The 13,436-nt window shown below is 41.8% G+C and carries 11 protein-coding genes; 4 read left to right on the top strand and 7 right to left on the bottom strand.

Annotation, left to right across the window (positions count from 1 at the left end; all coding sequences use genetic code 11):
* On the top strand, positions 1-677 hold a 677-nt coding region (locus BP621_RS04510; RefSeq protein WP_292388191.1), incomplete at its 5' end, for a pentapeptide repeat-containing protein.
* A gap of 8 nt (positions 678-685) precedes the next feature.
* Here the strand turns inward: BP621_RS04510 and BP621_RS04505 are convergent.
* The 7 genes from BP621_RS04505 to BP621_RS04475 all read right to left on the bottom strand — a co-directional run bounded on the left by BP621_RS04505 (position 686) and on the right by BP621_RS04475 (position 9,759).
* Complete coding sequence (locus tag BP621_RS04505; RefSeq protein WP_292388190.1) at positions 686-3,358, bottom strand: phosphoenolpyruvate synthase; 2,673 nt, start codon at positions 3,356-3,358, stop codon at positions 686-688.
* Between the two features lie 351 nt (positions 3,359-3,709).
* Entirely contained in the window at positions 3,710-3,982 is a 273-nt protein-coding gene (locus tag BP621_RS04500; RefSeq protein WP_292388189.1) for a hypothetical protein, read from the bottom strand.
* Positions 3,983-4,525: 543 nt separating this feature from the next.
* Entirely contained in the window at positions 4,526-5,173 is a 648-nt protein-coding gene (locus tag BP621_RS04495; RefSeq protein ID WP_292388188.1) for a histidinol phosphate phosphatase domain-containing protein, read from the bottom strand.
* Between the two features lie 181 nt (positions 5,174-5,354).
* Complete coding sequence (locus BP621_RS04490; protein ID WP_292388187.1) at positions 5,355-6,146, bottom strand: 23S rRNA (uridine(2552)-2'-O)-methyltransferase; 792 nt, start codon at positions 6,144-6,146, stop codon at positions 5,355-5,357.
* Between the two features lie 216 nt (positions 6,147-6,362).
* Positions 6,363-7,019, bottom strand: coding sequence for a YoaK family protein (locus BP621_RS04485; protein ID WP_292388186.1), 657 nt, complete (start codon positions 7,017-7,019; stop codon positions 6,363-6,365).
* Between the two features lie 339 nt (positions 7,020-7,358).
* A complete protein-coding gene (locus tag BP621_RS04480) occupies positions 7,359-8,252 on the bottom strand; it encodes a hypothetical protein (RefSeq protein WP_292388185.1) in 894 nt (297 codons plus the stop codon).
* A gap of 451 nt (positions 8,253-8,703) precedes the next feature.
* Positions 8,704-9,759, bottom strand: coding sequence for a Vms1/Ankzf1 family peptidyl-tRNA hydrolase (locus tag BP621_RS04475; protein ID WP_292388184.1), 1,056 nt, complete (start codon positions 9,757-9,759; stop codon positions 8,704-8,706).
* A 296-nt stretch (positions 9,760-10,055) separates the two neighbouring features.
* On the opposite strand from BP621_RS04475, the gene coaBC reads away from it, so the two are divergent.
* The 3 genes from coaBC to BP621_RS04460 all read left to right on the top strand — a co-directional run bounded on the left by coaBC (position 10,056) and on the right by BP621_RS04460 (position 13,436).
* The gene (gene coaBC, locus BP621_RS04470) at positions 10,056-11,315 is read left to right on the top strand and encodes a bifunctional phosphopantothenoylcysteine decarboxylase/phosphopantothenate--cysteine ligase CoaBC (RefSeq protein ID WP_292388183.1); all 1,260 of its coding nucleotides are present in this window, start codon (positions 10,056-10,058) and stop codon (positions 11,313-11,315) included.
* A gap of 132 nt (positions 11,316-11,447) precedes the next feature.
* Positions 11,448-12,350: a pantoate kinase gene (locus BP621_RS04465; protein ID WP_292388182.1), complete on the top strand. Its 903-nt coding sequence runs from the start codon at positions 11,448-11,450 to the stop codon at positions 12,348-12,350.
* 324 nt (positions 12,351-12,674) lie between these two features.
* Positions 12,675-13,436, top strand: coding sequence for a 4-phosphopantoate--beta-alanine ligase (locus tag BP621_RS04460; RefSeq protein ID WP_292388181.1), 762 nt, complete (start codon positions 12,675-12,677; stop codon positions 13,434-13,436).

Raw genomic sequence — 13,436 nt, 5'->3', positions numbered from 1 at the left:
CTGACCTTGAAAAGGCTAATCTCCAAGAAGCTAACCTTAAAGAGACTAGCCTTAGAAAAACTGACTTTGAAAAGGCTAACCTACAAGAAGCTGACCTTCAAGGAGCTGATCTTGAAGAGGCTAACCTACAAGGAGCTAAACTCCAGGGAGTTAATCTTCAAGAAGCTAATCTTCAAAGAACTGATCTTAGAAAAGCTAACCTTGAAAGAGCTAACCTTGGAAAGGCTAACCTTGAAAAGGCTAAACTTAAAGGATCTAACCTCAGAAAGGCCAATTTTGAGGAAACTAGCCTGGAAGAAGCCAAACTTAAGGAAGCTATCCTTCAAGGAGCTAAACTTATAAATGCTAAACTTATAAGGGCCAAACTTCAAAAAGCTAACCTTAAAGGTGCGAATCTCGCTGGAGCTAACCTTATAAAAGCTAAACTTGAGGGTGCTAACCTTCAAAGAGCTAACCTCAATGGAGCTAATTTTAATGGAGCTGACCTTCAAAGAGTTAACTTCAGAAAAGCTAATCTTCAAGGGGCTAAATTTAAGGAGGCAAATCTAGAAGGGGCTCAGCATTTATTAGTTGATCAGCTTTCTAGTGTAAAAACACTTCATAATGCAAAATTAGATAAAGATCTTTTCATAAAATTAAAAGAGAAATATCCTGCCCTTTTTGAAGCGTCTGATTAAGATTTTTCTCACTTTAGAATCTGTACAAAACCTCTGGTACCATCAACACGAACATATTGGCCGTCTTTTAAGATTTTAGTAGCATTCTCGATACCGACAACAGCAGGAATACCGTACTCTCGCGCAATTACAGAGCCGTGTGTCATCATACCACCAATCTCCACTACCAGAGCCTCAACGGAATAAAACAGGGGAGTCCAGCCCGGATCTGTAAAAGGCGCTACTAAAACATCCCCTTTGTTCAATTTTGCGGCTTCGGGTTTGAGGATAACCTTTACGTACCCTTCTGCAACTCCGGCCGAAACAGGAGTCCCGATTAAAGCGCCTTTTGGAGCTTCAACACCGCTTCTCACACCCGTAATAACTTCTCCTTCGCTGGTCATAACCCTGGGAGGAGTCATCTTCTGGTACTGCTCGTAGGCTCTTTTACGGGAGCCTATAAGCTGCTTCAGGTCCTCATTAAAGCGATTTTCTAACAATGCGACCAGCTCTTCGAGATACAAATAGAACACATCTTCTTCCCTTTCCAGAATCCCTCTTTGATGTAAAACTCGTGCCTCTGCCAGGATGACCTGCCGATATATATCAAAAAATCGAACAATAACATACTTGGGAAATTCACGTAACCCTGTAGAATTTCGATAAATGAAAAGAAGCTTGGACATTAGTCTTGCTTTGAGGCTTCCGGCAGGGGTATTACTAATGCGCTCCAGAAGTTTTTGTATAGCTTTCTGAGCTTCCTTCCGGCCCTGTCTGAACCGGTTTCGGTGTTCACCCGGAGCATTGCTTTTTATATGGTTTATAATGGATGGAACAAGCAGGGTAGGGGCTTCCCACCACCGAATGTTTGAGATATCGATCTCGCCCGGGCAGCGCATGCCATATAGTTCCATGAACCTGTCCAGCTCGGTTCTGAATATATCCCCGCCCTTTACTTTACTCAGCCCCTGATAGAAAGTGCTGTCTTCCGCTCTTTCCAGATAACCCACAACTTCAGGATATTTTCGTGCTGTATCGGCCAGATCCCCAATCATTAACCCCATCTCACCGGTCACGTTTCCAGGCGGGGATTTACTCAGTGTGTCAACATCAAGGTCTTCACCCAACCATAATCTGGTCAGACGGCTCGCAGTGGGCAGGACAATGAACGATAATAGTACGTACATCATGCTACCATTCAGTTCCTGTAGCAACTTCTCCATGCTTTCCTGAACCCTTTTAATCCGCTCTATTCCTGAGGCCTGCATGATGCCGTATCTATACTTATTGATTCTCTGTTCCAGAGGAGCTGTGGCTCGCTCAATGATGTCTGAGGGATCTAGGAAGAATAAATTGTTAACAATGATCGGGATACCCTTTAAATAGAGCGGAAGAATTGGTTTGAATAATTCAAAAACCTGTTTCGTTGTGCCTTTGTTTGCTTTTGCTTCCTGTTGAAATATCTCGCTTGATACTATTTTTGCCAGGGCGTCTCTCATTAGTTCGTCTACAATAGCAATTCTCCAGATAAAATATCGCCGAAGAGCCTTACTGTACAAAAGAGGGGTCACGTCATAAAAAAGCCTGCATCCTGCTTCAACTATCACTTGATTGGGAAAAGGTCCAGAAGCTTTTCCAAAGGGAACTATTCCCCGAAAAATAGAAATCCCCATAGGTTTCATGGCATCTGTCATCATTTGCAGGTGAGCAATCGACAAAAATACATAAAGTTTATTGTCATATACTTTAGGAATTGGATAAAGAGAGGTGATAGGACGGCTTTGTAAGATATAAAACCTATCTCCTGCCAGGCACCACTCAATGTCCTGTTCCGAGCAGTAGTGATTTTCTATCTTTTGGCCGAGTTGGGCCAGCTCCAGAATTTTATCATCAGAGAGGGCCTGCTTTTTTTGGAGTTCAGGAGCAAGTTCCCTGGTCACTGTTCCCCCTTCTGTGACCGGATAAACAGCTTTCTTCTTTTCCGCGATTTGCTTTTTGATAATGTTACCCTCGAGGACCTGATAGGAGTCGGCTGAAACAATTCCTGAGACCAGAGCTTCACCCAACCCGAAGCTGGCATCAATGGAAATAATATTCCTGTGCCCGGTAACGGGATCCACGGTAAACATAAGCCCGGAAATCTCTGGAAACACCATTTGCTGCACTACTACAGACAAATAGACCGAACGGTGACCAAATCCATTTTTAATTCGGTATATGATTGCCCTGTCGGTAAATAGCGAACTCCAGCATTTTCGCACAGCCTGAAGGAGTTGATCTGCTCCCTTTACATTCAAATAAGTTTCCTGTTGGCCGGCAAAAGACGCAGTCGGCAAATCTTCGGCTGTGGCGCTTGACCGAACGGCATAAGCCTTTTCTTCTCCGACTATTTTCCATGCATCAAGGATAGAGAATTTTATTGTTTGGGATATGGGAACAGTTAGTAAGTGATCCCGGATCAACTTCCCCAGTTTGTTAATTTTTTCCGGCTGATTTAGTTCTGACTGGTCAAGCAAATCCAAGAATCTGTCCATCTCATTGCTTGCTGCAATAAAATCACGGTAAGCCGATGTTGTAATGCAAAATCCAGCTGGGACAGGAAATCCCGCCTTGTTCATTTCTCCCAGATTAGCGCCTTTTCCTCCGACCTCAGGCAAATTTGTCCTGTCGACTTCATTAAAGTGCATTACATAAACGCTCATGTTATAATACACCTCGAAAAACAAAATCTTGATTTTTATATTATACGCTTTTATAGTATAGGACTATACGGGTCCTGTCCTTGAATTATTGATCAATTCTGGAAAACGAGTATAATCCCCCATTGCTCCATTTTGCTTCAAAAGATGTAACGTTGACACCGCAACAAATAGATTCGATCAATATAATTGTACGAAAAATACCTTTGCGGAGTTGCAGTCGACAAGAATGAGTTGAGGGTATGAATTTAAAAAATAATAAAAAAGTAAGGTAAAGGTAGTAAAGTTGTTATCTAACCAACTGCCTTTAGCCTTATTTAATCAGTTTTGAGAGCTACACTTCAAGTAAACGAATTATGACATGTTACCTGGAGCTCCTTCAGGAGGCATGGTACCGTTAGCTGACATATTACCAGGAGCTCCTACAGGGGGCATGGTACTGTTGCCAGGCGGCATCTGACCTGGGTTTTCTCCTCCTGGAGGCATAGTAGTATTATTATCTGACACATTGCTTGCATTCTCTTCTGCAGGAGCAGTAGTGTTAGATGTCTTACTATCAGTACATCCTGACATCGCTACTATTGACATAAGTAGCAAGCCGATTACTAAAAAGCTCATTTTTTTCATTATAGTACCTCAGATATTTTTGAACTTTAACTCTCAATCTCAATGAGTTGTATCTATAGGTCCTGAATTTTCAATATCAGTAATCCAATTTGGGAGTTTTGGGAATTTGTAAATCCAAATCTGATATTTTACATAGATAATATAGCAGATTCTTTGAGATGGAACGCCCTATCAAGAATATTGAAGAATTCAGCTAAATAGAAGATAGAGAGTTAACTATACAGTGCGCTAAATATTTCAGATAGCATTGACTTTTCGAAAAGAAAATGACTCAAACACTAAAAAACCTTTGTATATTTACCAATATTCATGCATTTATTGAATGTTTCTCTATTCAATTTACTTCCTGCTTGAAATATCTGATACAACTTTAAGATCTATTTTCTCTTTTAATATAATAAAAGCTGAATAAGCTGAAAAAATAAGGAAGTAGCTAAAAAAGGAATAAATTGAAAGAAAGATACAAACTAAGCATCAATAAATTGAAAATGAGTAAATGGAGAAAAAGCACGGGGTGAAATAGGAAAAGTAGGAAATAACAGTTTAAACAGTCTCTGCAATTATCCTTTCAGAAGCTTTTAACGCCTCTCTTGCCCTTGCCTCGGTAAGCCCAGCTCCCATCGCAATTTTCATGGCAGTTTCATCGGTGATAAGATCTTCAGGGGCGTGTGTATCGGTATTTACCAGAAGCGTTGCACCGATTTCAAGAGCAAGCCGCGAAACATGACCGTTGGTCCGATTGTGCCCGTTCCTGGCTGTGATTTCAAGGCAGACATTGTTCTCTTTAGCGGTCTCGACATCTTCCTCGGAGATCAGGCCCGGGTGAGCCAGAATGTCTACATATTCACAGGCAACGGATGCTGCATTTGTTCCGGGAGCAACTGGCTCGGAGGTGGTCTCCCCATGTACGACCACGATTTCCACACCCAGGTCTTTTGCTTTCTTTGCAAGAGGGGCAATCTTCCGTGGCGGCACATGTGTCAGTTCAACCCCAGATAGAACACATATATCCCATTCTTCTTCCAGATATTTTGCCTTTTTTCCGACTTCAATAAGCTGTTCTAGATTGGTGTAATCGGCATGGTCGGTAAGTGCAATAGCCTTATAACCATGAATAACCGCCCGCCGGACAAGTTCGCTGGGGATCAGTTCCCCGTCACTGAAAATTGTGTGAGTGTGAAGATCAATCAACTGGATCACCGTGTTTGGAAGCCATTTTTATCTTTTATTGTTTGTATTACCGCTTATTTTTACCTTTACTGCTTATTTTTACTATTACCGCTTATTTTCCCTTATTCGGACCGCTTTTCTCTCTTAATTTTGGTTTCTTTTAATTTCTGCTTACTTCCCCTTATTTAATGGAACTCTCTAATTACTCAGGGTTTTCGGTTTTTCCAAGCTTTTCTGCTACATCGGCAAAAGCGAAGTTTGGTTTGACATCCGTTATTTTGATCCTGACTTTTTCTCCGACCTCTACCTCCTTTACGAAGACGACAAATCCTTCAATGAGCACGGTGCCGTCCCCACTTGAGCCCAGCTTCTCGATATCCACGACGAATTTGTCTCCTTTGCGGAGCGGAGCTGTAAGGAATTTCTTTCCAATAACATAGATTTCCGCACTCTGGGACCGCGAGGCTTTAGGGGAATAAGCCATTGTCCGGACAAAGTTATCCCTGACTTTCTGCATGTAATCGTTAAACATGTCTCCCTGGAAAACCTTCACAACGAAATTCCCTTTAGGTTTAAGAATCTTTTTCGCACATTCCAGGGCTGAAGTTGCAAGTTCAATTGACCTTGCATGATCATAAGACCAGTTTCCTGACAGATTAGGGGCTGCATCACAAAGCACCACGTCAGCTCCTTTTGTCCCTACGGTCTTAATAATCTTCTTTATGGTTGATTCTGCATTTATATCGCCCTGAATAGTCTCGACACCCTCAATAGGCACAATTCTCTGCAGATCCACACCAAGGACCTTACCCCCGGACAGTTCCTTTGCGACCTGAAGCCATCCACCTGGGGCTGCGCCTAGATCAACAACTGAGTCTCCCCGATTGATAATATGATGTCTTTCATTGATCTGCTTGAGCTTGAAGGAAGCCCTGGACCGGTACCCTTCCTCTTTTGCCTGATGATAATAGTAATCTCTTCTGTCTCTTGCCATTGCTTACCTTCCCTGCACTGAAAGCTGATATAGATTGCGCAAAAGTTGTTTTGTCAATAATTTAATAATTTTTGTTACTAATTCATGAATCTTGTCAGGAATTACCACATATGTTGTTAGTGATTTACTACTCTAATCGTTACTACTCTAACTGTTACTAAACTCCTGATCTGTTTTTAGTGGTTCACCAATCTACTATTACTGACTCATTTACACTTATATTCCAATATCGGCGGTCTTATCCTTACGTCCGCTATTGAATAAAATTACAGAGCATATCAGCACGATAACTGCTATCCATACAGCTTTAACTCCAACAAATAATGTAAGCAACCCTCCTAAAATAGCTCCTGCTAGAAACGAGAGGATAATTGTAGAGTATCGAATGGCTTGCAGAGCCGACTCATTATCTCTTTTTGTGAAAGCAACATAAGCATACTGTGTAGCTGAACGTAAGTTTCCCGTAATCATTGTTGTGTTATACGCAGAACCAACCAGTTTGCGAAATGAGGATACCTGAACTGAAGAGACAAATGAAATCGCAACCGTTACAATAATATTCGGGCTTGTGTAAGGTATAAAGCCTACGATAAAAAGGACTGCAGTTTCAATAATTAAAACTGCTCTTTCGGAATCCGGTATAAATAGACGCATTGAAGGTTTTTTAATCATCTCGGCGACCACTACTCCGACTATAAATGCCAGAATAGGTACCGCATGAAGCACTGCCTGCCCCCATTCTCCTGTTGCAGCCTCTATGCCCATAAGCACGACATTTCCTGTCTGGGCATTGGCGAAAACACCGCCTCTCCCTACGAATGTATAAGAATCAAGAAATCCCCCTACAATTGCGAGAAGTATCCCAAGCTCCACCGATTCAGAAGTAAAGTTACATAAACGTATTTTTCTTTCATTTTTCAATGTTAGCATCTTTATCATTCGAATTCAAAGAACCCTATTTAATAGTAACGGGCCTTTTTCATAATTATATTTAAATCTTTTTATATTATATAGGACTTACGCACTGGAAGTACAAAATCGCATAATAGACGTTGTAATCAAATTCCCTTTTTAGACAGTTAGAAAATTGATATACTTATTTCTCAGTTCAACCGCTTAAGTCCTATTATATTGATTTTCGAACTTTGTAGAAAACCTACCTAAGTTAGTTTCAAGAAGCTAAAAATAAATACGTAAAAAATATCTGGCTATTCAGTTAAAATTAGTCTTCGCTTCATTTATCATGTCAATACAAAATCTTTTTGTTTCTACTGCTAATCCAAGGCTAAAGACTTCTGGGTTCAATATCAAATCATTTTTAACGTTATTTATTTTATTAAAAACCGATAGCCAGGGTACACCATCTCTAATTGTTGGAGCTTTCGTGTGTAAATTATGGATATGGCATCCTTTTATAGATTCGTCAGGTATCGTTTCAATGTTATTGATAAAATGACTATTTACATTATTAGAATAATCTTTGGATACTTGTGTGTACATAGTCCTAAAATCTACAACAAAGCCAATATGCTTCTGATATAAGGGATAATTCTTAATTAAATACTCCCAGAACTCTTTCATCTGTATTCCATTTGATATTACATGTCCGGTTCTATTTTCAATGAGAATTGTTGGCTTTACTTTAAATTCGTCTTTAAAGTTATTAAATAATTTAATAGCAGATTCAGCAATGTATTGGTTTGTATTAGGTTTTTTTCCTGGATGGATTTCTATCACGGAAGGAGGTAATCCCATATGCCTAGCAATATCGATGTTCATCTCTATAAACCGATTTACCCATGGTTCACTATACCATTTTAAATAGCATTTCGGGGCTAAAGCAGGTTCAGTGTGAAAGATGTATCTAATATCTCTTGGAAGTTTATCATCTTTCAAATACAATTTATTTATAGCTTCTTTAGTTAGAAATTCACCCACACTTAATCCTAAAAATTTAGTTTCGGTTTTTCTGACAAAATGAGCAGGTAACTCTACAAAATTAAAGCTATATTGTTTTGCTTTTTCCCATCGGTTAAGTAATCCTCCTCTACAATTTTTAGAATTAACTCCACCTACATTAGGAAATACAAACCATGTTTCACCCATACATATTAAAGTAATAAATACTGTTTAATCTCTTATCATACATATCAAAGTAATAAATACTGTTTACTCTCTTATTATACTTTTGCTGACTTTATGGTTCTTGGATTCTGATTTCTGAGTAATTGGTAGTCTCCCGAATTTGCTGTAAGTTCACGGTTAATTTTTTTGCGTATTGAGTATAATTCTGTTCTTTCAATGTTGGATTTTTGCTTTGTAGAAATCCTCAATTTCAGCCAAAACGAGCACCTGGTTGTAAAATTTCTTGCTTTAACTATTTCTCCAAACTTTCTTTTCATTACTGAAAATACTGTTATGATCACGCTTTATTTTAATACTCAACTGCGTAAGTCCAACATAGAAGGCCCTCTTTAAGAAAATTATTAAATCGATCCAAAGTTGAAAGTTCTTTTCTGACGCTTTTTCGGAACTTTGAAGCAAATGTCCTCATGCTTCACAATAGATATCTTCTTGAGCTCAAGACCGCCCTGAGAATATCTTCACTGCCTGCTTTTTCGACCCTGATATCAGACGGCTTTTCAATAATCTCAAGGTTGAGGGGCAAACGCTTCCGGATTTCTCCAATTAGCTGAAAATCCCCGCTAAGAATAACGCAGTCAATAAACTTGTTTTCTTCAAGAATCCTATCCAGAGCCTCGAGGACTTTGTCCATGTGATGTGCGATATCCTCTTCCCTCAAGCGTTCGAAGCGGCGCTGGCTAAAGCCTCCTTTACTGTGCTTTTCCTTCACACTGCTGCGGATAAGCTGCTCAGTATCGAAAACTTGTGCATCAGGAGCAAAACCTATGAAGGATTCGCCTGCATGCAGGACAAGGACAAGCACGCGATAGTCCTTACTTAAGCTCTCTTCAAGCAAAGAGACCTCAAAACTGTGTCTAAGCTGCCAGGCTGGGGAAGTAATCGGAAAAGGAGGGGCTATAGCTTCGCAGACCATGCGGTGAAGATCATAAAAAAGTACAAGGCCGGTCTCAGAATCAAGCCTGTCAAGAAGCGTACGAGTTTCCTCTTCTACGCGCTCAAGAGCCTTTTCACTTATCACACCTGAGAGCCGGGTACTCGGGGGCAGGTAAGCAGTCAACAGGTCATCTGCCGGGGCATGAAAGGATTTGAGTTTGAAGAGGTAGGCCTGAACAGCTTGCAGGCTCAGGTTTTCAGTCCCGTGAAACTTCAGTTTGCCCTCGGATTCAGCCCTGATTGTTTCTAGCTCGTGGGAGAGGGTCCGGGTCCGAATACGTTCCTGGTTTAAAAAGGTCTCAGCTTCCTGCCTGTCCGAAACCGCTTGCTTTGCAAGAATCTCTTTCTTTTCAAGCTGGTTTTTTGCACTCTGCAGGTTGAGTTCCAATTTAATGACCTGCGAGTTGAGCCTATCTATTTCAAGTTCGAGCTGCTCTTTTCCTGAAATTTTCCCTAAAATTGTGCTTAAGCCCTTTTTCGTAACTTCAGAGACTTCTTTTTTTTCTTTCCTGTCGTTAATTTGTCTCCCTTCCACTCTATTATTTTTGACTTAAATGTCGGGTTAATAAAATAAAAGCTTTCTATAAAGTCTCGTTATCAATTTAATCCTTATTATTTCGAAAGTTTTAATAATATAGTATTGAATGTCACTTTGCTTTCAGGAGTGTTTTCTGAAAAGCAAGTTGATTTAAGAAATTATTGCCTAGCTTATAACCTTATAGATCACTCCGCTGCCTGAATGAGAACCGAATTGAAAGACTTTTAAACCCAGACGGGCAAGAACCCTAACCAGGAAAGTCCCGGTCAAAGGGACCGGATCGAGTAGATGAAATGGATAAAGAAGATAAGCAAAAGGCCATCAGGTCCAGAGCCGAAAAGTTCCATCCCACACTCTGGATTCAGGGGCAAAAGAGCTCTTCCCTTGCCGGGAAAACCATAGTTCTTGGCGTTACGGGAAGTATTGGAGCTGTCAGGGTAGTTGAACTTGCAAGAGAGCTGATAAGAAACGGGGCTGAGGTCCATGCTGTTATGACAGAAGCTGCCACGCGTATTCTGCACCCTGATGCCCTGCACTATGCTACCGGAAATCCAGTAATTACCGAACTTGGAGGCAGGGTTGAACATGTGGAGTTCTGCGGGCTCAAGGGCAGGGCCGACCTTCTCCTTATAGCCCCTGCAACCGCAAATACCATAGGAAAAATCGCATACGGGATAGATGATACTCCTGTCACCTCATTTGCAACAACTGCCCTTGGCTCTGGTGTGCCTGTAATGGTTGTTCCTGCAATGCACGAATCAATGTTCAGGCACCCGGCTGTGGCTGAGAATCTGGTAAAATTGAAAAGCTGGAGAATCTCTATTGTGGGCCCCAGACTTGAAGAAGGCATCGCAAAAATTGCGGCAAATGAAGAAATTGTGCTTGAGGTAGAAAGAGCTCTCGGAAACAAAACCCTTGAAAACCGCAAGATAATTATTACAAGCGGCTCTACTGCCGAAAGTCTGGATCCCATCCGAATTCTAACGAACCGGGCTTCGGGCAAAACCGGCAGGGAACTTGCCCTTGAAGCTTACCGCAATGGAGCTGATGTAACCCTGGTTCATCGAGATCGGCTTGGATTTGCAGGGATCAGGGAGATTTTTGCAGAGAGCGCCGCCGACATGACCGAGGCTGTCCTCTCGGAACTTGAGAAAGGGTACGATATCCTTATCAGTTCGGCAGCAATTGCAGATTATACAGCCGAGCCTTCTCCCGAAAAGATAAAATCGGGAGGAGAACTTATGTTGAGATTGAAACCTACCCGCAAACTGATTAAAGAATGCCGTCAAAAGTATCCTGACCTCGTGATTATAGGTTTCAAGGCTGAAACCGGAATTGAAAAAGATGAACTCCTCACAAGGGCAGCCTCAACCCTTAAAACGTCAAAACTGGACCTGATTGCAGCAAATGACGTCGCAAAAGGCGGAATGGGCACTGAGGAGAATGAATTGTACCTACTTGGATGGGAAAAAAGCGAACCAAGGCACGTAAGCGGGAACAAACGCAAACTTGCAGCCTTTATCCTTAAAGAGGTAGCCGATCTGTTAAAGTAAAAATCTGCTGCACAGTATCCCAGAGTATTTTACAAAAATCCTTACAGAAATCAGAAAATATTTTGCAAAGTATCCTATAAAACATGAACGAACTTTGAAAAAAATGATTGAAGTGGCAAAAAGGCGTTTTCTATGTATATATATGAGAGTGAAGGAGCGGACATTCAGGCAAAGGCCTATGCTCCGGGACACATCACAGGTTTTTTCCAGATCCACGAGCATGAAGACCCTCATCGCAAGGGTTCTACAGGCTGCGGAATCGTCCTGAATGGAGGCGTGACCACCGAAGTAAAGATCGGGAAGTCTGTAGAAGAGACTGAAATCTTCCTTAATGGAAAAAGGGTTGAAGGCAGAACTACTCGGACAGTCGCAGAGATGATGACTGAATCGCCTGTAAGAATAAGAAGCTGGGCAGAAATTCCAACCGGATGCGGGTTTGGAGCTTCAGGTGCAGGAGCTTTAGGGACAGCTTATGCCCTGAACAATGCACTTTCCCAGGACCAGACTGTAAAAAGACTCACTGAGTATGCCCACGTGGCTGAAGTTGTCAACTGCAGTGGACTTGGGGACATTGCTGCCCAGTCCAGCGGTGGAGTAGTTATCAGACTACAGCCGGGTGGGCCCGAATTCGGGCTTGTGGACAGGATTCCGGCTCCCGAAGCCAGGGTTTTTTGTATTGTACTTGGCGAGATCTCTACCGGTTCGATCCTGAGGGATGAAGCTGCAGCCGCAAAAATAAACAGTGCGGGAGAAGTAGCCATGTCCGAGCTGCTTAAGAAACCCACTCTTGAGAACTTCATGAAGCAGTCAAAAGCTTTTGCCAGTAAAACCGGCCTTATGAGCAGCAGGGCAAAAGATGTGATCGAAGCTGCAAACGCAAGCGGTGGGCTCGCTTCCCAGGCAATGCTTGGGGATACGGTTTTTGCAATTGCCCCTTACTCCCAGGAGTTTCGTCTCTACGAAGCCCTCCAGGAGTTTGGAGAGGTGCTGGAATACGGCATAAGTACCTGTGTGCCAAGACTGATAAATGGATAAACTCAGGTAAAAAAAATATAATTTTTGAGTTATACATGGGAAATACAAAATATTTGAGAAAGTATTCACAGAAAAAAGATTAACAGAAAATTTGCTATGTAATTGATCCCCTCTACAGCTTAAATGGAACATAAATAAAGAACTGGGGTCAATAGATGGCATATAATCCAGAGTATTTGCCTGAGTGCTGTTATTCGAGTACTTTATTTGAGTGCTTTGAATTGATCAGGCAATTATATTAAAACCAATGAAACTCATTTACAAACTTAGGTAATAAATAAAAAAAGTACTGGGAAGTAAATTAAAAAAAGGTAAGCGACCGATATGACCGAGATACCCAAAGACCACCCGAGGTATGAATCCCTGCTAGCCCGCGAAAGGGTTGCAGCGGGGGTAAAAATGGGAATTACAAGCATTCAGGGGCTAATTTCCCAGGGAAGAGGCGAAAGCTTTGATTACCTTATAGGCGAGCGAAGTACCAAATCTGCCCTTTATGCGGAAAGGGCTGCAGTTGCTGCCCTGCTTCTGGCAAAGAACCCTGTTATCTCCGTAAACGGCAATGTCGCAGCTCTCGCTCCTGACAAAGTTGTTGCTCTTGCAGATGTTACAGGGGCAAAGATAGAAGTCAATCTCTTCCACAGAACCGAAACAAGGGTCCACCTTATAATAGAACAGCTCAAAGCCAACGGAGCTTCCGAGGTACTCGGGAAAAATCCGGATGCTAGCCTTGAACTCTCTCATGCCAGGCGGCTGGTAGAAAGTCGGGGGATTTATTCCGCAGATGTGGTGCTTGTCCCACTGGAAGACGGCGACAGGTGTGAAAAACTTGTAGAAATGGGAAAGACTGTTATAACCATTGACCTGAACCCTCTCTCACGGACTTCCAAGATGGCTACAGTCTCGATAGTTGATAACCTTACCCGGGCGCTTGAAAATATGATCAGGTTTGGGGTGGAATTGAAAAAGGAGAGAAAAGAAGAACTTGTGAAATTAATCACTACCTATGATAATAAAAAAGTTCTCTCCGAGGCGATTTCTGAAATTCAAGAATATCTTAAAACTATGGCTGCAGAAATGGAATACTGA

The organism is Methanosarcina sp. UBA5, assembly GCF_002505485.1.
Taxonomy (GTDB): domain Archaea; phylum Halobacteriota; class Methanosarcinia; order Methanosarcinales; family Methanosarcinaceae; genus Methanosarcina.
The sequence above is the reverse complement of the archived record's forward strand: the minus strand, read 5'-3'. Positions and strand labels throughout refer to the sequence as shown.